The sequence below is a fragment of the Actinomadura gamaensis genome, from assembly GCF_042652125.1.
GTDB lineage: Bacteria > Actinomycetota > Actinomycetes > Streptosporangiales > Streptosporangiaceae > Spirillospora > Spirillospora gamaensis.
Window position 1 is genome coordinate 382,917 of record NZ_JBHSIT010000002.1, and the last position, 21,174, is coordinate 404,090.

The window sequence follows — 21,174 nt, forward strand, 5'->3', positions numbered from 1 at the left end:
CCGGTTGTGCGCAGTGCTTCCGCGATTCGGATTATTTTGGCCGGTCGGGGGCCCAACGCCGCATCTGCATGGAATCCGTGTCCCGGGTAGTCGGGGATCATGCGATACACGCTTCTGGTCATCACCCACCAGCGGCGGCCCGAACTGCTCGCGACGCTGGACAGGCTGCGCGCGCTCCCGGGCCGTCCGCCGATCGTCGTGGTGGACAACGCCTCGCAGGACGGCTCGGCCGACGCGGCGTCGGCCCTGCCCGGCGTGACGGTCGTGCGCTCGCCGCGCAACCTCGGCGCGGTCGCCCGCAACCTCGGAGCCGACCACGTCCGCACGCCGTACATCGCGTTCTGCGACGACGACACCTGGTGGGAGCCCGGCGCGCCGGACCGCGCGGCGGACCTGCTGGACGCCCATCCGCGCCTCGCCGCCGTCACCGGCCGCATCCTGGTCGGCCCGGACGGCCGCGAGGACCCGATCGTCCCGGAACTGCGCGACTCGCCGGTTCCGGGGCCGTCCTGGCTGCCCGGCCCCGCGCTCGGGTCGTTCCTCGCGGGCGCGACCATGCTGCGGGCGTCGGCGTTCCGCGCGGCGGGCGGGTTCTCGCCGCGGCTCTGGCTCGGCGGCGAGGAAGAGCTGCTGGCCGCCGACCTCATGGCGGCGGGCTGGTGGCTCTGCTACGCCGACGACGTGGTCGTCCACCACGAGCCGTCCCTGGTGCGCGACCCCGGCCTGCGCCGGCGCCACGGCATCCGCAACACGCTGTGGACGACCTGGCTGCGCCGGTCCGCGCCCGCCGCCCTGCGCCGCACCGGAGCGCTGCTCCGCGACGTCCCGCGCGACCGGACCACCGCCCACGCGCTCGCCGAGGCCGTCGCCGGAGCGCCCTGGGTCCTGCGGAACCGCGCGCCCGTCCCGGCCGCGGTCGAGGCGCGGCTGCGCACCCTGGACGGCCCCCAGCGCGACTCCACCGCCCGACGCTACGTGGGATGAGGAACGACCATGCCGGACGTCACGACCGTCGTCGCCACCCGCAACCGCGCCGACGAGCTGCGCCGTAGCCTCGTCCACCACCGGCCGCCGGTGATCGTGGTGGACAACGCGTCCGACGACGAGACCGCCGACGTCGCCCGCGAGGCGGGGGCGAGCGTGCTGCGCCTGAGCAGCAACCTGGGGGCCGCCGCGCGCAACCTGGGCGCCGAGCACGCCACGACGCGCTATGTCGCGTTCGCCGACGACGACTCCTGGTGGGCGGCGGGCGCGCTCGACCGCGCCGTGGGGCTCCTCGAGGGCCATCCGCGCGCCGCCCTGCTCGCCGCGCAGGTCCTGGTGGGCGAGGAGGCCCGCCCGGACCCGGTGTCGGACCTGATGGCCGACTCGCCGCTGGGCCGTCCCGACGACCTGCCGGGGCCCGCCGTCCTCGGGTTCCTGGCCTGCTCGGCCGTCGTCCGCCGGGACGCCTACCTCGACGTCGGCGGCTTCTCCGAGGCCCTGCACTTCGGCGGCGAGGAGGAGTTGCTCGCGCTCGACCTCGCCGCCGCCGGATGGGGCATGGCCTACGTGCCGGAACTGGTCGTCCACCACCACCCGTCGCCGCACGGCCGCGACCCCGTCGCGCGCCGCCGCCTGGAGGTCCGCAACCGGCTGCTCACCGCGTGGCTCCGCCGTCCGGGCCGGACGCTCGCGCGGGAGGTCGCCCGCGCCGTCCGCACCTCGGACGGACGGCACGGCCTCGCCGCCGCCGTCCGCGCGCTGCCGCCGCTCCTGCGCGCCCGGCGGCCCGTCCCGCCGGAGGTCGAGGCCGCCCGGCGCGCCCTCACCCGCTACTGACCGTCAATTCGGGTTGACCGTCAACGGGGAGTGGCCGTCATCTGCGAGCGGCTCCCGTCCGGTGCGGAGCCGCCGCGCGGGACGCCACGTGACCAGCACCGCGAGCGCCAGCAGCAGCTCGCCGATGTCACCGCCGTAGTACATCAGGTCGGCTCCGCCGCGGATCTGTGACGGCTCGGCGGGCAGGTCCAGGAACCCGGCGTACATGACCTGGGCCAGCGAGGCGTGCACGGCGATCGCGACGCCCAGCACCACCAGCCGGGTCATGACCGGCGCCCGGTGCGGCGCGGGGTCGGGCCCCGCCACGGCCCACGCGAACAGGCATCCCGCCAGCAGGAAGTGGGCGTGCACGAGCATGTGCAGGGTCTCGTCCTGGGTGGACGCCGCGTAGAGCGGCGTCGCGTAGACCAGGACGGTCCCGCCCGCGCTGAGCACGAGCGCCGTCACCGGATTCGTCAGCCACCGGACCGGCCCCGACCGCAGCAGCCGCCCGATCCGGCGGCCGACCGCGCGCGGCGAGTACCGCAGCGCGAGCGACACCGGCGCGCCCAGGACCAGGAACAGCGGCGCGTACATGCCGAGCAGCAGGTGCTGCGCCATGTGCCCGCGGAAATCGTCGTCGGCCCAGGCGTCCACGGGCGGGGAGAGGGCCGCGGCGAGCAGGAGCACGCCCAGCAGCAGGCTCGCCGTCCGCCACCGGGTCCGTCCGCGCGCGGCCATCTCAGCGCGGCCCCACAGCCGGGTGGCGCCTGGCGCTCAGGTAGCCGCCGACCAGCAGCACCGCGCCGAGGAGCAGGAACCCCATGTCCCACCACACGTGCTTCGGGCCGCTCCGGACGTGGTGGATGCCGAGGATCTCGTGGTCGATCAGCCCCTCGACCAGGTTGAAAACGCCCCAGCCCGCGGCGAGCCAGGCCCACAAAGCGGGCATCCGCCAGGCGGGCCGGTCGCCGGGGGCCATCCGGCGGTACAGCAGGGCCAGCCCGGCCAGGACGCACACCCAGGTGAAGACGTGGAAGAACCCGTCCCAGACCGTGTTCATCTCCAGGCCGGAGACCGTGTGGGTCGAGTACCGCTTCAGGCCGAGGCGGTCCCCGCCGGTGCTGGACAGCATGTGGTGCCACTGGAGCACCTGGTGCAGCATGATCCCGTCCACGAACCCTCCGAGGCCGAGGCCGAGGATCAGGCCGGGCAGAGCGAGCCGGTCACGCACCGGGCACCTCCGATCGTCGAGTGATCGGGACCCTGCCCGGTGGCCGGGGGCCAAACCTGCCCCCGCGCGCGCCCGGTGGACGCGCGCGGGCGCGCACGTCCACCGGGCGGGACGAGCCGGGTCAGCCGATCTCGACGGCGACCGGACGGGCCGGCGCCTCGTCGGCCGCCGGGGCGACCGCGCGGCGGCGGACGCCGAGCAGCAGCGACCCGAGGGCGGCGACGACGGCCAGCCCCGCGAGCGCCCAGCCGGTCGCGTACTCGGCGTGCCGGGTCGAGCCGCTGTCCTGGAACTGGACGAGGAACAGCGTCCCGATCGTCGCGACCCCGAGCACCTGCCCGACCTGCATCACCGTCAGCAGGAGGCCGCTGGCGTCGGCGGCGTCCTCGGCCGGGACGTTCTCCAGCGCCATGGTCATCACGATCGGCATGACGCCGAGGCCGAGCCCGATCACGGCGGTCAGCGCCAGGTAGGCCGCGCCCCCGGCGGCGAGCGGCCCGATCCAGATGTAGCCGAGCGCCGCGACCGTGAAGCCGATCGGGACCAGCCGGCGGTACCAGCTCCCGGGCAGCCGCTGCCAGTAGAGGCTGACCAGCGCGAACGCCAGCACGCACGGCACGAACGCCAGGCCGGACCTCAGCGGCGTCATCTTGAGGTCGCCCTGGAGGTGCAGCGTCGTGGTGAACAGGAACGAGCCCCACGAGCCGGGGCCGAACATCAGCGTGACGACGCTGACGACGACGCCCGGCGCCCGCAGCACCCGTCCGGAGATCAGCGGACGCCCGCCGCGCGCCGCGAACCGCCGCTCGGCCACCGCGAACACGGCGAACAGGACGGCGCCGCCCGCCAGCGCGGCCCAGCCCCACGCGGGCCAGCCGAGCTCGTGCCCGAGGATCAGCGGGATGACGAGCCCCAGCAGCGCCGGGGTCAGCAGGAGCAGGCCCACCGGGTCCAGGCCGCCGCGCCGGTCCTCGTCCGCCCGCGGCAGCACCCGCGGCCCGGCCGCGAGCAGCAGCAGGCCGATCGGCACGTTCACCAGGAACACCAGCCGCCAGCCCGACCCGAACAGGTCGGCGCTGACCAGCAGCCCGCCGAGCACCTGCCCGACGACCACGCCGCCGGCGATCACCATCGCGTACATGCTGAGCGCCCGCGCCCGCGCGGGCCCCTGGAACCCGCGCTGGATCATGCTCATCACCTGCGGCGTCATCAGCGCCGCGCCGATGCCCTGCAGGAACCGCATGACGATCAGGAACCCGGTCGCCGGCGCGAGGCCGCAGGCCAGGGACGCGGCGGTGAACACCGCGAGCCCGCCGAGGAACACGCGCCGGTGCCCGAACAGGTCGCCCAGCCGCGCGCCGGTGATCAGCAGCACGGCGTAGGCGATGATGTATCCGGCGACCACCAGTTGCAGGCTCGCCCCGCTCGCGTGCAGGTCCGCCCGCAGCGTCGGCAGCGCCACGTTGACGATGTTGACGTCGAGGATGGCCATGAACTGCCCGAGCAGCAGCAGCGCGAGCATCGGGCCGGTAGACCGTGCGGAGGACGCCCGCACGCCCTTCATGCGTTCGGTCGGAAATGTCATGCATGTAGCTTCCGTCCGTTCGCATACCGGTGCCGAGAGCCCCTTGATACTGGTACTGGCACCACCCGGCTGAGGCGCCGCGCGCGTCCGGTGTTTCAGGGAGCCTCGGGATGGATGTGGAAGTACTCGTTGTCGGCCCACTGGAACCAGTACTGGCCGACGAGCGCGCCGTTGGCGCGGCTGTTCCCCAGGACGTTCAGGAACAGTCCCTTGGCGTGGCTCTGGATCCGGTACCGGTTCGGCTGGTCGGTGAACGGGTGGCCGAGATTGAAGTTCTGCGTGTCCTGGTACCAGTGGTCGGTCTCGGGCTCGCCGTTGGTGGCGTGGCAGCGCCAGACGTTGCTGAGGCTGCCCGCGCCCGAGTTCGGCCCGCCCTCGACGTCCGCGCACCAGGACCCGGGGATGCCGCTGAGGATCCGGTAGTTGTCCGGGCCGGGCTCGGGGCCGAGGAAGCTGAGCCGCCAGCGCTGGTTCGCGCCGCCGTGGTCGGCGTAGACGTCGATGTGGTCGCCGTTGGCCGCCGACCCGCCCGCGATGTCGAGGACGCCGCCGTTGCTGTCACTGCTGATCGACACCGTCGGAGGGACGCCGCCCGCAGCGCGGAACGAGCTGAAGCCCACCGGCCAGTGGTCGCTGCCCCGGTTGGTCAGCACGGACGCCTGCCAGTTCTCGGTGTCGACGCTCGACACCATGTAGTCGAGCTCGCCGGCGGACCGCTGCGTGGCCTGCCCGGCGCTGTAGAGGTAGGACCCGGCGGGTCGCTGGAGCCGTCCGGGGTCGCGGTTGAAGTCGCCGAGGACGGCCCAGCGGTAGCCGCGCGCGTTGGCCCAGTCGCGTCCGCGCCGGACGAGCGTCGCCGCGTCGCCTCCGCCGCGCGCGGACGCGTGCGCGGACGCGAAGACCGTGTCGGTGTCGTGGTTGACGACGGCCAGCAGCGGCCGGTACGGCCCGTTGATGACCGCGATGTCGTCGGCGCGCCACGTCGTCACCATGCCGAGGTTCCGCGACGGGGTCCGCAGGATGTACAGGTAGACCGTCCTGCCGCGGCTCCCCTCCTGCCAGCGGTACTCGCGGAGCGCGCCGAGCCTGCGCCCGGTGGGCCGCGCCGCCGCCGGGGGAGTGCTCGGCACCTCCTGGAGCGCGATCACGTCGTGGAAGTTCGCGAGCGAGTACACGCCCGCCCAGCGGTCCCGGCCGCCCTGGATGTTCCAGGTCGCCGGCCGGTGCCGGTCGCCGGGGTTCTGCTGCGCGTGGGCCCTGCCCTGGACGGCGAACGCCAGGGCGAGGGCCAGGACGGGCGCCACGAGCGCCGCCAGGAGCACCGCGCCCGTCCGACGCGGCGCCGCAGAGGTTCGCACCGATGCCTCCCGTGTCCGGTGGTGGGGGAACGCTCCCGCGCCACAGCTCACACGCGAAGCTACGCTCCGCAAAGGAGAAATCGACCGGACAAGGTGTCACTTCCGTCGACGATGACCACAACCGGCTACCGGAGCCGTCCGGTGAGGGGGGACGGCCAGCCGGCGCGGACCGGTACCCGTGTGAGGGGCCGGTACCCGTGTGAGAAGGTGCCCGATCCTGGTACTGGTAGCACCTGGATGCGGCGGCCCGGGTCGGCGACACTGGGAGGGTGACGATCACGATCAGCGAGCGGCGGACGAGCGGCGGCGGCCGGCGGCGGGACGAGCTGGCGGCGTTCCTGCGCAGCCGGCGGGAGCGGATCACCCCCGAGGACGTCGGGCTGCCGCCCGCGCCCCGGCGGCGGACGCCCGGCCTGCGCCGGGAGGAGGTCGCGCAGCTCGCCGGGGTCGGCGTCACCTGGTACACCTGGCTGGAGCAGGGCCGGCCGATCAACGTGAGCACGCAGGTCCTCGACGCCATCGCCACGACGCTGCGGCTCGACCCGGTCGAGCGCGAGCACCTGTACCGGCTGTCGGAGGTGGCCGTCCCGCCCGAGCCGGACGTCGCGTCCGCGCTGACCGAGGACGTCCGGACGATCCTGGCCGGGCTCGGCCCGATGCCCGCGGTGGTCGCCAACGCCCGCAGCGACGCGCTGTTCTGGAACGACGCCTACGCGGCGCTGTTCCCCGCGGTCACCGAGGCCCCGGACGGCGAGCGCAACTCGATGTGGCAGTTCTTCACGCTGCCGCCCTGCTGCAACCCCTGCGTCAACCTGGACGAGCAGGTCGCCGAGAGCGTCGCGATGTTCCGCTACCGGTACGTCCGGCACCGGGACGACCCGGAGTTCCAGCGGCTCGTCCAGCGGCTCGTGGACGCCAGCCCGCGCTTCGAGAAGCTGTGGCGGACGCAGGACGTCGCCGTCCCGAAGCCGTGCCAGAAGGACTTCCTCTACCCGCGCGTCGGGAAGGTCGCCACCCGCACGACCTCGTTCGACCTGAGCGTCCGGCCGGGCACCCGCATGGTCGTCTACACCTTCGTGGACGAGGCCAGCCGCGCCAACTTCGCGCGGCTGCTCGCCGATCCGTCGCTGGCGCGCCCGGACCACGCGCACTGAGACGGGGGTTGCGGCGGGCGGGGGCGTCCGCCATCATCGTCCGCATGATCTACAGGAAGGGCGGTCTCCGCCCGGGCCGTTGAGCCCCCGCGCAGCCGACGCGCTGCTCGCCGACGTAGAACCCCTGGCCTTCCCGCACCGCATGGGCGCGCTGGCCCTGCACGCCCGGCGGCTCGCCGGGACACCCGGACTCGGCGCGCTGCTCGCCGAACTCTCCACCCGCGGACGGTACGAACGGCACCTCGCGCTGCACATGGCGATGGCCGCGCGCGACCTGCCGTTCGTCGCCGCCGTCCTGGCCGGGCCGGACCTGGACCTGCGCCGGTCCGCGCTCCGGGCCGTCCGGACCCTGCCCGTTCCGGACGACGCCGTGGTGCCCGTCCTCGACGACGCGCCGACCGAACTGCGGCGCGCGGTCTACCGGACGCTTCTCCACGCGCGCCGGACGTCCCTGGCGGACCGGCTCCTGCCGGAGATGCGCGCTCTGTACGGGGACCGCGAGGCCGCCGCGCTGCTCCCCGCCTGTTCCGCCGAGACCGTCGCGCGCCTGCTGCCGGACCTCGCGCACGCCGCCACGATGTGGCGCGCGCTGGCCGCCCGGCATCCCGGCGCCTTCCTCGACCTGGCCGAACACGAACTCGGTGCCGACGACGCGAACCGCTGGATCTGGCTCCGGAGGCGGCGGACCGGCCTCGCCGCGGCCGCTCGGGCACGGCCCCGGCACACGCTGGACGTGCTCGCCCGCACCGGCCTGCTGCGGGAGACCCGGATCCTGCCGGGGCAGATGGTGAACGCGCTCCATCGCGCGGAACCCGCGCGCTTCGCCGAGATCGTCTCCGGCGAGCGGCGGACGGCCGGCCTGCTCGATCCGCGGCACTGCCCGGACGACGAGGTCGCCGATCGCCTGATGCGTCGCGGTCACACCGGCGGGGCCGTCCTCGCCGGCCTGCCGCCCGCCCGCCGCGACGTCGCCTTCCGGCTGAGCGTCGACAAGCTGGGCGGCTCGGTGAGCGCGTGGAGGGTCATGCCGCTGCTGCCGTGGCTGTCCCCGGACCTGGCCGCCCGCGAGGCCCGGCGCCTGCTGGAATGGCACGCGTCAGTCTGGCACTCGTCCCGCGACCGCCTGGACAATCCCGACATTCCGCTGCGCCTCACGTCCTACCTGCCGCACGACGAGGCCGCCGTAACGCTGGTCGAGGCGTCCTTGGCCGGGGACCCACGGCGGCGCGGCCTCGCCCGGACGCTGCTGCTCGCCAACGCCGCCCGGACGGGCGATCCCGCGCTGGTCGCCGAGCGGCTGGCGGAGATCGTTCGGCGCGTGCTGAACGAACCGGACCCGCTGCGGGCCGAACTGTTCGACGCCGTCACCGCGCTCAGCCCGCGCGCGCTGTCGGACGCCTGCGCGGAACCGCTGCGCGCGCTGACCACGGCGGTCACCGAGGCGCGCGACACCTCGCAGGGCACGGTCCGGGCCGTCCGCCGCCTCGCCGTCCGCGTCCTGCGCCACCGGACCGGCCACCCCGCGCTCACCGCGTGGGCGATCGGCGCCCTCGCCGACCTGCTCGGCCGTTTCGGCGCCGACGCGCTCCGTCCCGCCGAGGCCGCGCCGCCGCCGCGCTGGTCCCGGCGCCGGGGCCGCCCGGCGGTCCGGCCCGACGATCACCGCCTGGACCGGGCCGTTCCGAAGGGCGGCGAGGCGGCGCTGCTCGCGGCGTTCGCTCCGCACCTGCGCGCGGCTCGCGAACGCGGCGACCACGAGGTGCTGATCGCTGTCGCGTCGTCCTTCGGCCGCCGTCCGACCGGCCTTGAGGACGAGTTGCGGACAGCCGTCCGGGAGGCCCCCGAAACCCTCGGCGCGGTCGCGGCACACCTGCTCATCAAGGACCATCCGGAACGCGCCGCCGACCTCCTCGCGGACGACCCGTCCACGATCGCGCTCCCCGCCGTCTGGCGAACCGTCGCGAACCGGCGCACCGACCTGCTGACCCTCACCCCCGATCCGCACAACCGCTTTCGCCCGTGGATCCCGGAGCTCGCAGGTGTCCGTCCCGGCCGCTGGACGCCGGCCCAGCTCCGCGCCGCCCGGCGGAGCCTGGACGCCGCGGCCCGCGACGAGGCGTTCGACGTGACCGCGCGAATGCGGGCGCTGGCCTCCCTGGGCCGCCTGCCCGGCGGGCTCTCCGAACTGCGCGCCCGGGCGCTGGAGTCCGAGGGCGTGCCGGCCGAGACGGCGCTCGAAGCGGCGGCGCGCCATCCGGAAGCCCTGCCCTTGCTGTTCGACCGGGCGCGAGGCCCCGCGTCGGCCGTCGCCGTCGCGGGACTGGCCCGGTGCGCCGGACGCGTCCGCCCGTCGGTCCTCGGCCCGGCCCTCACGGCCGCGCTGGCCTCGCCGGACACCAAGGTCACCGTCCGCAAGCAGGCGGCCAGGCTGCTGGAACGGCACCGTCCGCCCGGCGCGCTGGACGCCCTGCTCGACACCTGGCGGGAGCCGAATCTGCACCGCGACGTGCGCGTGGCCGTGGCAGTGGCCCTGCGCCTGTTCCCGGACGATCCGCGTGCGCTCGAAGCCCTCGCCGAGGCTCCGCGCGACCATCCCTCCGAGGAGATGCTGCGGACGCTCTTCCAAGCGTCGCCGGCCGAGTACCCGGCAGCGGCGCGCCCGGCCATGGCGACGCTGATCAGAGCGTGCCTGGACGCCGCCGACCAGCCGGGAGTCCGGTTCCGGGGCCGCAAGGCGTTCGCCGCCTGGGGACGCTGGTATCCGGACGGCCACGCCGGGACGCTGGCCGCCGCGTCCGACCCGGACGACCCGTCCGGCGACGGCCAGGCGCAAGTGCTGGCGACCCTCGTCGAGGTCGGCGTGGTGCGGCGCGAGGTCCTGGACGTCCTCGCGCGCCTGGCGCCGGAGACCCGCGTCCGCCGCCGAGTGCACGACCTCGCCAAGGCCCTGGAGCACCTGGCGCGCCGATCCGCCGACGACGAAGGACTCGACCCGCTGCTCCGCGACGCGATCGCCCTCCTGGCGAGGCACCCGCTCCAGACCGGCACGGCCGCCGACCTGCTCCTCGCGCTGATCGAAGCCCGGTGCCGGCGCGCCGCCGACCTCTCCTCCGACCTGCTCGCCCTGGCCGACCTCCTCCGCGACCGTCCCGTCCTGGCGAACGAGCAGTGCGGACACCTCGTCATCGGCGGCCCCTACAGCGGCGGCGCGGTCTCGTCCGAGCTGCTGCCGACCGTCCACGCCCTCATCGACCGCGGCCACACCGCGGCCCGCCTCCTGGCTCTGCGCCTCGTCCGCCGAGGCGGCGGCGACGCCGGCTGGCCCCCCGAATGGCGCGCTCCGCTCGTCCGCCTCCGCGACTCCTCCGACCCGGAAACGGCCGAGCGCGCCTGGAACGTCCGGACGCCGGAGGAGTAGCGGAGCGGCGGTCAGGTCGCGCTGGAGGTGGACCAGATGTTGATGCCGGCCTCCACCGCGTCGCGGTCGATGGCGGCCAGCTCCTCCGGAGTGAAGGTCTGGTTGCCGAGGCTGGCCAGGCTGTTCTCCAGCTGGGCCACGCTGCTCGCGCCGATGAGGGCGGAGGTGACGCGGCGGTCGCGGAGAGTCCAGGCGAGGGCCATCTGGGCGAGGGACTGGCCGCGGGAGCGGGCGATCTCGTTCAGGGCGCGGATGTGGTGGAGGGCCTCGTCGGTCAGCAGGTCGGGGGAGAGGGACTTGCCCTGGCTCGCGCGGGATCCCTCGGGGATGCCGCCGAGGTACTTGTCGGTGAGCATGCCCTGCGCGAGCGGCGAGAAGGCGATGCAGCCGACGCCTCGGTCGTCCAGGACGTCCAGGAGGCCGCCCTCGATCCAGCGGTTCAGCATCGAGTAGGACGGCTGGTGGATGAGCAGCGGCGTGCCCATCTCGCGCAGGATCTCGGCGGCCTCGGCGGTGCGCTCGGGGGAGTAGGACGAGATGCCCGCGTACAGCGCCTTCCCCGAGCGGACGGCGTGGTCGAGCGCGCCCATCGTCTCTTCGAGGGGCGTCTCGGGGTCGAAGCGGTGGCTGTAGAAGATGTCCACGTAGTCCAGGCCCATGCGGGAGAGGGACTGGTCGAGGCTGGCGAGCAGGTACTTGCGCGAGCCCCATTCGCCGTAGGGGCCGGGCCACATGTCGTAGCCCGCCTTGGTGGAGATGATCAGCTCGTCCCGGTAGGGGGCGAAGTCCTCGCGGAAGAGGCGGCCGAAGTTCCTCTCGGCCGAGCCGTACGGCGGGCCGTAGTTGTTGGCCAGGTCGAAGTGGGTGACGCCGAGGTCGAAGGCGCGCCGCAGGATCGCCCGCTGGACGTCCAGCGGGCGGTCGTCGCCGAAGTTGTGCCAGAGCCCGAGCGAGATCGCGGGCAGCTTGAGGCCGCTGCGTCCGCAGCGTCGGTAGTCCATCCGGTCGTAGCGCTCGTCATCGGCGGCGTAGATCATGGTCATCAGTGTGGCATGTCGCGGGCGGCGGCGTTTGGGCAGGTCGGCGGCGGAAACGGGGAACGGGGGCGGCGGAACGCTCGACACGGGCGGCGCGGCGGGGTGAAGATACTGAACGTTCGGTCGGTATCGCGGGGGCCGGCGGCCCGGCCGCCCCCGGCGCGGACGAGGAGGTCCCGTGAGCGTGCTGCGCAGCTATCTGTCCGGTTCCTGGCAGGAGGGGGGCGGCGAGGGCGTGCCCCTCCGGGACGCCGCGACCGGCGAGGAGGTCGCGCGGCTGTCCACCGAGGGCCTCGACCGCGCCGCCGCCCTCGACTACGGACGCCGCGTCGGCGGTCCCGCCCTCCGCGAGCTGACCTTCCACCAGCGCGCCGCGCTGCTGAAGGCGCTCGCCTCGCACCTGCGCGAGCACCGCGAGGAGCTGTACGCGCTGTCCACCCGGACGGGCGCGACGCTCGCCGACTCCAAGTTCGACGTGGACGGCGGCATCGGCGTCCTGTTCACCTTCTCCAGCAAGGGCCGCCGCGAGCTGCCGAACGACACCGTCCTGGTGGACGGCCCGGTCGAGCCGCTCGGCAAGGCCGGGACGTTCCTCGCCCAGCACCTCTGCACGCCGCTGCACGGCGTCGCCGTCCAGATCAACGCGTTCAACTTCCCGGTGTGGGGGCCGCTGGAGAAGCTCGCCCCGGCCTTCCTCGCCGGGATGCCGAGCCTCGTCAAGCCCGCCGAGCAGACCGCGTACCTGACCGCGCGGCTGGTCGAGCTGATCGTCGAGTCGGGGATCCTGCCCGAGGGGTCCGTCCAGCTCCTCACCGGCGAGGCGGGCGACCTGCTCGACCACGTCACCGAGCAGGACGTCGTCGCGTTCACCGGCTCCGCCGACACCGCCGCGCGGCTGCGCGCGCACCCGGCGATCGTCCGCCGGTCGGTGCGGTTCAACGCCGAGGCCGACTCGCTGAACTGCTCGATCCTCGGCCCGGACGCCGCGCCCGGCACGCTGGAGTTCGACCTGTACGTCAAACAGCTCGTCGCCGAGATGACGGTGAAGGCCGGGCAGAAGTGCACGGCGATCCGGCGCGCGCTCGTGCCCGCCGACCGGCTGGAGGACGTCGCGGAGGCCGTCCGCGCGCGGCTGGCGAAGGTCACCGTCGGCAACCCGGCGAACCCGGACGTCCGGATGGGCGCGCTCGCCACGCTGGAGCAGCGCGAGGAGGTCCGCCGCTCGCTCAAGGGCCTGCTCGACGCCGGGACCGTCCTGTTCGGCGACCCCGAGCGGGTGGACGTCGTGGACGCCGACGCCGAGCGCGGCGCGTTCATGTCGCCGATCCTGCTGCGCGCCGACGACCCCGGCCGCGCCGAGCCGCACGAGATCGAGGCGTTCGGCCCGGTGTCGACGCTCATCCCCTACGAGGGCGCGGAGCAGGCGGTCGAGCTGGCCGCGCGCGGCCGGGGCAGCCTCGCCGGGTCGATCGTGTCGGCCGACACCGGCTTCGCCCGGACGGTCGTCCTCGGCCTCGCGCCCTGGCACGGCCGCCTGCTGGTGCTGAACGGCACCGACGCCGGGGAGTCCACGGGCCACGGCTCGCCGCTGCCGATGCTCGTCCACGGCGGTCCCGGACGCGCCGGGGGCGGCGAGGAGATGGGCGGCGTGCGCGGCGTCCTGCACCACATGCAGCGCACCGCGGTGCAGGCCGACCCGGCGACGCTGACCGCGATCACCGGCCGCTGGGTGCCGGGGACGGAGCGGACGGTCACCGCCGACCACCCGTTCCGCAAGCACCTGGAGGACCTGCGCGTCGGCGACACCGTCGTCGCCGGCCCGCGCCGCGTCACGCTGGAGGACGTGGAGCACTTCGCCGAGTTCACCGGCGACACGTTCTACGCGCACATGGACGAGGATGCGGCCCGCGCCAACCCGTTCTTCGACGGCCGGGTCGCGCACGGCTACCTGGTGCTGTCGTTCGCCGCCGGGCTGTTCGTCGACCCGGCCCCCGGTCCGGTCCTGGCGAACTACGGGCTGGAGAACCTGCGGTTCCTGACGCCGGTCTACCCCGGCGACGAGGTGACCGCCACGTTGACCGCCAAGCAGCTGACGCCGCGCGAGGGCGCGGGTCACGGCGAGGTCCGCTGGGACGTGGACGTCACGAACCAGAAGGGCGAGTCGGTCGCCAAGTACGACCTGCTGACGATGGTGGCCAAGCGTCCGTGACGGCCGCTCTCCGCGACCGGCCGGCCGGCCGGCGTCAGCCGGTCAGGGCCTGGGTGCCGAGGACGGTGAGCAGTTCGAGCTTCTCCGCGTCCTCGGTGCCCGGCTCGGCCGTGTAGAGCATGACGCGCAGGTCGGCACCGGTCACGGTGAACATGTCGCAGTCGAGCGTGATCGTTCCGACCCGCGGATGGTCGATGACCTTGCGGGACACCTCGTGCTCGCGCACGACGCCGGAGTCCCACAGCCGGGCGAACCGCTCGCTGGCCGCCCGCAGCTCCGCGATCAGCGTGCGCAGCCTCCGGTCGGCCGGATAGCGGGCCGCCGCCTTCCGCAGGTCGCTGACCAGCGCGGTCTGGAACTCCAGCAGCGTCTCGGGGGTGTGCCGGGCGAAGCCGCCCGGACCCACGAAGTGCCGCCACAGGACGTTCCGCTCGTTCCCGCGCCACCCGGACGGGTCGCCCATCAGCGCCGCCCACGGCGGGTTCGCGAGCAGCAGGTTCCAGGCGGCGTCGTGGACCACGACCGGCGTCCCGGCCATCCGGTCCAGCAGCCGGTGGACGCCCGGGGTGATGAAGGCGGGCACGGTGTCGGGGCCGGGCGGGACGAGCCCGGCCAGCCGGAACAGGTGCTCGCGCTCCGCGCCCGACAGCCGCAGCGCCCGCGCCAGCGCCTCCACGACCTGCGCGGACGGGTTCGTCGCGCGGCCCTGTTCGAGCCGGGTCACGTAGTCCACCGAGATCCCGGCCAGCATCGCCAGCTCCTCGCGCCGCAGGCCCGCCGCGCGCCGCTGCCCGCCCGCCGGGAGCCCCGCCGCCTCGGGCTGGACGCGGTCGCGCCACACGCGCACCGCCCGGCCGAAATCCGTGGTCGCCATGCCCCCAGTCTGCCCGGCCGCCGGGAGCGCTTCCTGGTACCGCTGGTCCCAGGAAGAACGGACGACTGTCCGGCCCCGCCGCGCGGCGGAAACCTGGAGCCATGACGACGACACTGATCACCGGAGCGAACAAGGGCCTGGGCTACGAGACCGCGCGGCGGCTCGTCGAGGCGGGCCACACCGTCTACGTGGGAGCGCGGGACGCCGGGCGGGGACGCGCGGCGGCCGAGCGGCTGGGCGCGCGGTTCGTCCTGCTGGACGTGACCGACGACGCGTCCGTGGACGCCGCGGCCAAGACGATCGAGGCGGACGGCGGGCTGGACGTGCTGGTCAACAACGCGGGCGTCGAGTGGCGCCGGCCGAACGGCGAGGTGCCCGGCGCGGCCGAGCTGACGGCCGACGACCTCCGCGCGGTCTTCGAGACCAACGTGTTCGGCGTGGTGCGGGTCACGCACGCGTTCCTGCCGCTGCTCCAGCGGTCGGAGGCCCCCGTCATCGTGAACGTCGGCAGCGGCCTCGCCTCGCTGACCAAGGCGCAGGTCCCCGGCACCCCGCACCACGACTACCCGGGCGTGGCCTACCCGGCGTCCAAGACCGCGATCAACATGATCACGCTGCGGTACGCGCACGCGTTCCCGCAGATGCGGATCAACGTGGTCGAGCCGGGCTACACCGCGACCGACCTCAACCACCGCACCGGGCACCAGACGGTGGAGGAGGGCGCGGAGATCATCGTCCGGATGGCGCAGATCGGGCCGGACGGGCCGACCGGCGGCTACTTCGACGCCGAGGGGCCGCTGCCCTGGTGACCCTCGTCCGGGCCGTCCGGGCGCCCGCGGGGGCGTCCGGACGGCCCGTCCTATACTCGTTCGGTAAAGCGAACGACGGTAGGGTGCCGACCGCCCGGCCGGACGACGAAGGGAACGCGGGTGAGCGAATCAGTGCGCGACATGCTGGCGGAGAACCTCCGCCGGGCGCGCGCCGGACGCGGGTTGTCGCTGTCGGAGCTGTCCCGCCGGTCCAAGATCGGCAAGGCGACGCTGTCGCAGCTGGAGGCGGGCGCGGGCAACCCGACGATCGAGACCGTGTTCAGCCTGTCGCGGGCCCTGGAGGTGCCCATCTCCGACCTGCTGGACAGTGAGCGGCCGAACGGGCTGACCATCGTGCGGGGCGCGCAGGTCGAGGTGCTGAGCGGCGCGGGGGTGGACCTGCGCCCGCTGCGCGGCATCGAGTCCGGCGACGCGATCTTCGAGGTGTACGACCAGCAGGTCAGGGCCGGCTCCCGGCAGGACTCGCTCGGCCACGTCGGCACCGAGCACACCATCGTGCAGGGCGGCCGGCTCGGCGTTCGGGTCGACGGACGGGAGGTCGAGCTCGGCCCCGGCGACTACGTCGGCTTCGACGGCCTCCTGCCGCACAGCTACACCGCGCTGGACGGGCCGGTGCGCTCGGTGCTGCTCCTCCAGTACCGGTCTGACCAGCGCCTTCACTCCGCCAAGGCCGGACCGCCCTGCCTGGCCGAAACTCCGTGAACCCGGTCGCCCCGCACCGTTGACACGGCGTGAACGCGCGTCGTAGCCTCCGAAGCGTTCGGTTTAACGAACGAGCTGGAGGGAACGCATGCGCGTCGTGGTCGTGGGCGCCGGAATCGTCGGCGCCGCCTGCGCCCGCGAGCTGGCGCGGGCCGGGCTCGTGGTGACCGTCCTCGACCGGGGCGGCCCCGCGGCCGGGACGACCGCGCACGGCGAGGGCAACGTCCTGGTGTCCGACAAGGGCCCCGGCCCGGAGCTGGAGCTGGCGAAGCTGTCCCGGCGGCTGTGGCCCGAGATCCTGGACGGCCTGCCGGAACCCGCCGGCGTCGAATGGGACGCCAAGGGCGGCATCGTCGTCGCGACCACCGCCGACGGCGCGGGCGCGCTGGAGGAGTTCGCCGCCGCCCAGCGCGAGGCCGGAGTCACCGCCGAGCCGCTGGACGCCGCGGCCCTCGCCGCCGCCGAACCCCACCTCACCCGCGACGCCGCGCTCGCCGTCCACTACCCGGACGACGCGCAGGTCCAGCCGTCCGGCGCGGCGACCGCGCTGCTCGCCGACGCCCTCCGCCACGGCGCCGGCCTGCGCACCGGCTGCGAGCTCCTCGGCGTCCGCACTGAAAGCCCCCGCCGTGAGGGGAGCCGCCTGACCGGCGTGCGCACCTCGCAGGGCGTGATCGACGCCGATCTCGTCGTGAACGCCGCCGGTCCCTGGTCGGGGGAGACCGCGGCCCGGCTGGGCGCGCCGATCGACGTGCGGCCCCGGCGCGGCGAGGTGCTGGTGACCGCGCCGCTGCCGCCGACCGTCTTCCACAAGGTCTACGACGCCGACTACGTCGGCGCGGTCGGCAGCGGCTCGCAGGACCTCCAGACCTCCAGCGTCGTCGAGTCCACCCGCGCCGGGACGATCCTGATCGGCTCGTCCCGCCGCCGGGTCGGCTTCGACGACCGGATCCGCCCGTTCGTCCTCGCCGAACTCGCGCGCAAGGCGCTGCGGCTCTACCCGCGCCTCGCGGGCGTCCAGGTGATGCGCGCGTACGGCGGGTTCCGGCCCTACGTCCCGGACCACCTGCCGGTCATCGGCCCGGACCCGCGGCTGCCCGGCCTCTGGCACGCCACCGGCCACGAGGGCGCGGGCATCGGCCTCTCGGCCGGGACGGCCCGCCTGCTGCGCGAGCTGGTCACCGGGACCGCGCCGTCCCTCGACCCGGAGCCGTTCCGGGCCGACCGCCCCGCCGTCCTCGGCGCCGACGCCACCGAAGGAGCAGCGTGAGCCCCCGCATCGTCCCCGCGCGCACGGACGCCGTCCGGCGGCGCGCGACCCCGGTCCAGATCACCGTGGACGGCGAGCCGGTCGCCGGGACGGCCGGGCAGACCGTCGCGGGCGTCCTGCTCGCCGCGGGCCGCCGCGCCTGGCGGACCGCGCCGTCCGGCGCGCCGCGCGGGGTGTTCTGCGGCATCGGCGTCTGCTTCGACTGCCTGGTCACGGTGAACGGCGAGCGCGACGTGCGGGCCTGCCGCCGCCGCGTCCGCGACGGCGACGTGGTCACCACCCAGTCGCGCGAGGCGGGGGACGAGCGATGAGCGGCACCGGGACGCGGCGGCACGTCGTGGTCGTCGGGGCGGGCCCGGCGGGGCTCGCCGCCGCTGCCGCCGCGCTGCGCGCCGGGGCCCGCGTCACGCTGCTCGACGCGTCGGACCGGCCCGGCGGCCAGTACCACCGGATGCTCCCGGCCGAGTACGAGGCCGAGGACAACGGCCGCCTGCACCACGGCTGGGACGCCTTCCAGCGGCTCCGCGCCCATGTGGAGTCCCACCCGAACGCCGAGTGGTGGCCGGACAGCGCCGTATGGGCCCTCGAACGCCCCGACGACGGCACGAGCGCACCGTGGGTCCACGTGTTGCGCGGGCCCGCGGACGGGGCCGGGCGCGAACGCCATGTCCTCGCACCGGACGCACTCGTCCTCGCGACGGGGGCGCACGACCGCGTCCTGCCGTTCCCCGGCTGGGAGCTTCCCGGCGTCTTCACCGCCGGCGCCGCGCAGGCCCTCGCCAAGGGGGAGCGGGTCGTCGTCGGCGACCGTGTCGTGGTTGCCGGGTCCGGGCCGTTCCTGCTGCCGGTCGCCGCCTCGCTGCTGGAGGCCGGGTCGGACGTCCTCCAAGTGCTGGAGGCCAACGCCGCCCCGACCGTCCTGCGGGGCTGGGCGCGGCGTCCGTGGGAGCTGGCCGCGCAGGCCGGGAAGACCGCCGAGCTGGCCGGGTACACCGGCCTGCTCGCCCGGCACCGCGTCCCCTACCGGCTCGGCCGCGCGGTGGTCGAGGCGCGTGGCGACGGCCGCGTCGAGGAGGTCGTCACCGCCCGGCTCACCGCCGGCTGGACGCCCGTCCCCGGCACCGAGCGCACCGTCGCGGTGGACGCGGTGTGCGTGACGCACGGCTTCAGCCCGCAGCTCGAACTGCCCGTCGCCGCCGGATGCGGCCTGCGCGACGGCTTCGTCGAGGTGGACGGCGCGCAGCGCACGACCGCGCCCGGCGTGTACGCGGCCGGTGAGATCACCGGCATCGCGGGCGCGCCCGCCGCGCGCGCCGAGGGCCTGCTCGCCGGCTGGACGGCGGCGGGCGGCGACCCGTCCGACCGGGCCGTGCGCGCGGCCGTCCGCCGCCGCGACCAGGGCCGCGCCTTCGCCGCGCGGCTCGCCGCGGCGCACCCGATCGGGACCGGCTGGCCCGGCTGGCTGCGCCCCGACACCCTGATCTGCCGCTGCGAGGAGACCGACTACGGGACCCTCCGCGCCGCGGCCGAGGACCCGGCCACCGGCGCCGCGCGCGCCGTGAAGCTCGGCACCCGCGCCGGGCTCGGCCCCTGCCAGGCCCGCGTGTGCGGGCCCGCCGTCGCCGACCTGTGCGGTCGGCGGCCGGACCGGGCCGTGCCCGGACTGGCGTCCGCGAGCCACCACCGCCGTCCGGTCGCGCAGCCGATCCGGCTCGGCGAGCTGGCGGCGACCCCCGGACAGCCCCCCGAAGAGAAGGAGAACAGCACCGATGAGCGGTGAGAACACGATGGAGAGCCTCGGCGGCGTGATCGTCGCGACCGCCCTGCCGTACCGGGAGGACGCGTCCGCCCCCGCCGGGCTGGCCGTGGACTACGACCGGTTCGCCGAGCACTGCCGGTGGCTGGTCGACAACGGCTGCCGCGGCGTCGGCCCGAACGGGTCGCTCGGCGAGTACTCCTCGCTGACCGACGAGGAGCGCCGCCGCGTCGCCAAAACCGCGATCGAGGCCGTCGGGAAGGACGGCGTGGTCGTCGTCGGGGTGCACGGCCCCGGCGCGCACCAGGCGAAGCACTGGGCCGAGCTCGCCGCCGAGGACGGCGCGGACGGCGTCCTCTGCCTCCCGCCGACCATGTACCGCGCCAACCGCGGCGAGATCATCGCGCACTACGAGGCCGTCGCGTCCGCCGGGCTGCCGGTGATGGCCTACAACAACCCGATCGACACCAAGGTGGACCTCACCCCCGGCCTGCTCGCCGAGATCGCGCAGATCGACGGGATCGTCGCGGTGAAGGAGTTCTCCGGCGACGTCCGGCGCGTCCTGGAGATCAAGGAGCGGGCGCCCGGCCTGGAGGTCGTCGCGGGCGCCGACGACGTGACCCTGGAGGCGCTGCTGATGGGCGCGACCGGCTGGTTCGCGGGCTTCCCGAACGTGTTCCCCGCCGAGTCGGCCGAGCTGTTCGAGCTCGCGACCGCCGGGAAGCTGGAGGAGGCGCGGGCGCTGTACGAGCCGCTCGTCGCCGCGTTCCGCTGGGACTCGCGCACCGAGTTCGTCCAGGCCATCAAGCTCGGCATGGAGATGGTCGGCCGGTACGGCGGCCCGTGCCGCCCGCCGCGCGGCCCGCTCACCCCCGAGCACCGCGCCGGGGTGACCGCCGACATGGAACGCGCCATCGCCGCCCTGCGGCAGCGCGCGGCCGCCTGATGCGGGCCGCCCGCGCGATCAGCGCCGTCGACTCCCACACCGAGGGGATGCCGACGCGCGTCGTCACCGGAGGCGTCGCGCCGATCCCCGGCGCGACCATGGCCGAGCGTCGCCGCCACGCCATCGAGCACCTGGACGGGCTGCGCGGCTTCCTGATGAACGAGCCGCGCGGGCACGCCGCGATGAGCGGCGCGCTGCTCCAGCCGCCGCTGCGCGCGGACGCCGACTGGGGCGTGGTCTACGTCGAGGCGAGCGGGTTCCTGCCGATGTGCGGGCACGGCACGATCGGCGTCGCGACCGTGCTGGTCGAGACCGGCATGGTCGAGGTCACCGAACCCGAGACCGTGGTCCGGCTGGACGTCCCGGCGGGCCTGGTCGAGGCGCGCGTGGCCGTCCGGGACGGGCGCGCCGAGCGCGTCACGCTGCGGAACGTGCCCGCCTTCGCGCTCGAACTGGACGCGAAGGTCGACGTCCCCGGCTACGGGACGGTCCGCTACGACATGGCGTACGGGGGCAACTTCTACGCCATCCTCGACCTCGACTCGATCGGCCTGCCGTTCGAGCGGGAGCGCAAGGACGAGATCCTGCGGGCCGGGCTCGCCATCATGGAGGCCGTCAACGAACAGAACCGGCCCGTCCACCCCGAGGACGCCCTGATCGGCGGCTGCAAGCACGTGCAGTTCCTCGCGCCCGGCTCCACCGCCGAACGCAGCCGCAACGCGATGGCGATCCACCCCGGCTGGTTCGACCGGTCGCCGTGCGGCACCGGGACGTCCGCGCGGATGGCGCAGCTGCACGCGCGCGGCGAGCTTCCGCTGGACACCGAGTTCGTCAACGAGTCGTTCATCGGCACGAGCTTCACCGGACGCCTGGTCGGCACGGCCGAGGTCGGCGGGCTGCCCGCCGTCCTGCCCGAGTTCTCCGGACGGGCCTGGATCACCGGGACCGCCACCTACACGCTCGACCCGAGCGACCCCTTCCCCGAGGGCTTCGTCCTCTGA

Annotated in this window: 18 protein-coding genes; 12 read left to right on the forward strand and 6 right to left on the reverse strand. The window is 74.9% G+C overall.

All coding sequences use genetic code 11. The annotated features are described in order from the left end of the window. Positions 1–99 precede the first annotated feature (99 nt). Positions 100–984 (forward strand): glycosyltransferase family 2 protein, encoded by an 885-nt coding sequence (locus ACFPCY_RS07635; RefSeq protein WP_378252924.1) that lies wholly within the window; start codon positions 100–102, stop codon positions 982–984. A 9-nt stretch (positions 985–993) separates the two neighbouring features. Then, positions 994–1,821 carry a glycosyltransferase family 2 protein gene (locus tag ACFPCY_RS07640; protein WP_378252925.1) on the forward strand — a complete coding sequence of 276 codons (828 nt, stop codon included), beginning with the start codon at positions 994–996 and terminating at the stop codon, positions 1,819–1,821. A gap of 3 nt (positions 1,822–1,824) precedes the next feature. On the opposite strand, the gene ACFPCY_RS07645 is transcribed toward ACFPCY_RS07640, so the two are convergent. The 4 genes from ACFPCY_RS07645 to ACFPCY_RS07660 all read right to left on the reverse strand — a co-directional run bounded on the left by ACFPCY_RS07645 (position 1,825) and on the right by ACFPCY_RS07660 (position 5,977). Beyond that, positions 1,825–2,541, reverse strand: coding sequence for a cytochrome c oxidase assembly protein (locus ACFPCY_RS07645; RefSeq protein WP_378252926.1), 717 nt, complete (start codon positions 2,539–2,541; stop codon positions 1,825–1,827). 1 nt (position 2,542) lies between these two features. Continuing rightward, the gene (locus ACFPCY_RS07650) at positions 2,543–3,034 is read right to left on the reverse strand and encodes a DUF2243 domain-containing protein (protein ID WP_378252927.1); all 492 of its coding nucleotides are present in this window, start codon (positions 3,032–3,034) and stop codon (positions 2,543–2,545) included. A 121-nt stretch (positions 3,035–3,155) separates the two neighbouring features. After that, entirely contained in the window at positions 3,156–4,619 is a 1,464-nt protein-coding gene (locus ACFPCY_RS07655; protein WP_378252928.1) for an MFS transporter, read from the reverse strand. A 95-nt stretch (positions 4,620–4,714) separates the two neighbouring features. Beyond that, a complete protein-coding gene (locus tag ACFPCY_RS07660; RefSeq protein WP_378252929.1) occupies positions 4,715–5,977 on the reverse strand; it encodes an RICIN domain-containing protein in 1,263 nt (420 codons plus the stop codon). Between the two features lie 269 nt (positions 5,978–6,246). Between ACFPCY_RS07660 and ACFPCY_RS07665 the strand changes: the two genes are divergently transcribed. Together ACFPCY_RS07665 and ACFPCY_RS07670 are read left to right on the forward strand one after the other, a co-directional pair. Further along, positions 6,247–7,131 (forward strand): helix-turn-helix transcriptional regulator, encoded by an 885-nt coding sequence (locus tag ACFPCY_RS07665; RefSeq protein WP_378252930.1) that lies wholly within the window; start codon positions 6,247–6,249, stop codon positions 7,129–7,131. 79 nt (positions 7,132–7,210) lie between these two features. After that, positions 7,211–10,549 (forward strand): hypothetical protein, encoded by a 3,339-nt coding sequence (locus tag ACFPCY_RS07670; protein ID WP_378252931.1) that lies wholly within the window; start codon positions 7,211–7,213, stop codon positions 10,547–10,549. 11 nt (positions 10,550–10,560) lie between these two features. Here ACFPCY_RS07670 and mgrA read toward each other — a convergent pair whose 3' ends face one another. Further along, positions 10,561–11,586: an L-glyceraldehyde 3-phosphate reductase gene (gene mgrA / locus ACFPCY_RS07675; protein ID WP_378253767.1), complete on the reverse strand. Its 1,026-nt coding sequence runs from the start codon at positions 11,584–11,586 to the stop codon at positions 10,561–10,563. Positions 11,587–11,764: 178 nt separating this feature from the next. Here mgrA and paaZ point away from each other — a divergent pair, with 178 nt between their 5' ends. Continuing rightward, entirely contained in the window at positions 11,765–13,795 is a 2,031-nt protein-coding gene (gene paaZ / locus ACFPCY_RS07680) for a phenylacetic acid degradation bifunctional protein PaaZ (protein WP_378252932.1), read from the forward strand. 34 nt (positions 13,796–13,829) lie between these two features. On the opposite strand, the gene ACFPCY_RS07685 is transcribed toward paaZ, so the two are convergent. Further along, positions 13,830–14,669 carry a helix-turn-helix transcriptional regulator gene (locus tag ACFPCY_RS07685; protein ID WP_378252933.1) on the reverse strand — a complete coding sequence of 280 codons (840 nt, stop codon included), beginning with the start codon at positions 14,667–14,669 and terminating at the stop codon, positions 13,830–13,832. A gap of 101 nt (positions 14,670–14,770) precedes the next feature. On the opposite strand from ACFPCY_RS07685, the gene ACFPCY_RS07690 reads away from it, so the two are divergent. From ACFPCY_RS07690 to ACFPCY_RS07720, 7 genes are all read left to right on the forward strand, one after another. Then, positions 14,771–15,478, forward strand: coding sequence for an SDR family NAD(P)-dependent oxidoreductase (locus tag ACFPCY_RS07690; protein ID WP_378252934.1), 708 nt, complete (start codon positions 14,771–14,773; stop codon positions 15,476–15,478). 120 nt (positions 15,479–15,598) lie between these two features. Continuing rightward, complete coding sequence (locus ACFPCY_RS07695) at positions 15,599–16,201, forward strand: helix-turn-helix domain-containing protein (RefSeq protein WP_378252935.1); 603 nt, start codon at positions 15,599–15,601, stop codon at positions 16,199–16,201. Positions 16,202–16,289: 88 nt separating this feature from the next. Beyond that, positions 16,290–17,471 carry an NAD(P)/FAD-dependent oxidoreductase gene (locus ACFPCY_RS07700; protein WP_378252936.1) on the forward strand — a complete coding sequence of 394 codons (1,182 nt, stop codon included), beginning with the start codon at positions 16,290–16,292 and terminating at the stop codon, positions 17,469–17,471. Further along, the gene (locus ACFPCY_RS07705; RefSeq protein ID WP_378252937.1) at positions 17,468–17,782 is read left to right on the forward strand and encodes a (2Fe-2S)-binding protein; all 315 of its coding nucleotides are present in this window, start codon (positions 17,468–17,470) and stop codon (positions 17,780–17,782) included. The genes ACFPCY_RS07700 and ACFPCY_RS07705 overlap by 4 nt, the downstream gene beginning before the upstream one ends. Next, positions 17,779–19,251, forward strand: coding sequence for an FAD/NAD(P)-dependent oxidoreductase (locus ACFPCY_RS07710; protein WP_378252938.1), 1,473 nt, complete (start codon positions 17,779–17,781; stop codon positions 19,249–19,251). Before ACFPCY_RS07705 ends, ACFPCY_RS07710 begins: the two co-directional genes overlap by 4 nt. Then, complete coding sequence (locus ACFPCY_RS07715) at positions 19,241–20,173, forward strand: dihydrodipicolinate synthase family protein (protein WP_378252939.1); 933 nt, start codon at positions 19,241–19,243, stop codon at positions 20,171–20,173. Before ACFPCY_RS07710 ends, ACFPCY_RS07715 begins: the two co-directional genes overlap by 11 nt. Beyond that, on the forward strand, positions 20,173–21,174 hold the full coding sequence (locus ACFPCY_RS07720; RefSeq protein WP_378252940.1) for a proline racemase family protein: 1,002 nt from the start codon (positions 20,173–20,175) through the stop codon (positions 21,172–21,174). The genes ACFPCY_RS07715 and ACFPCY_RS07720 overlap by 1 nt, the downstream gene beginning before the upstream one ends.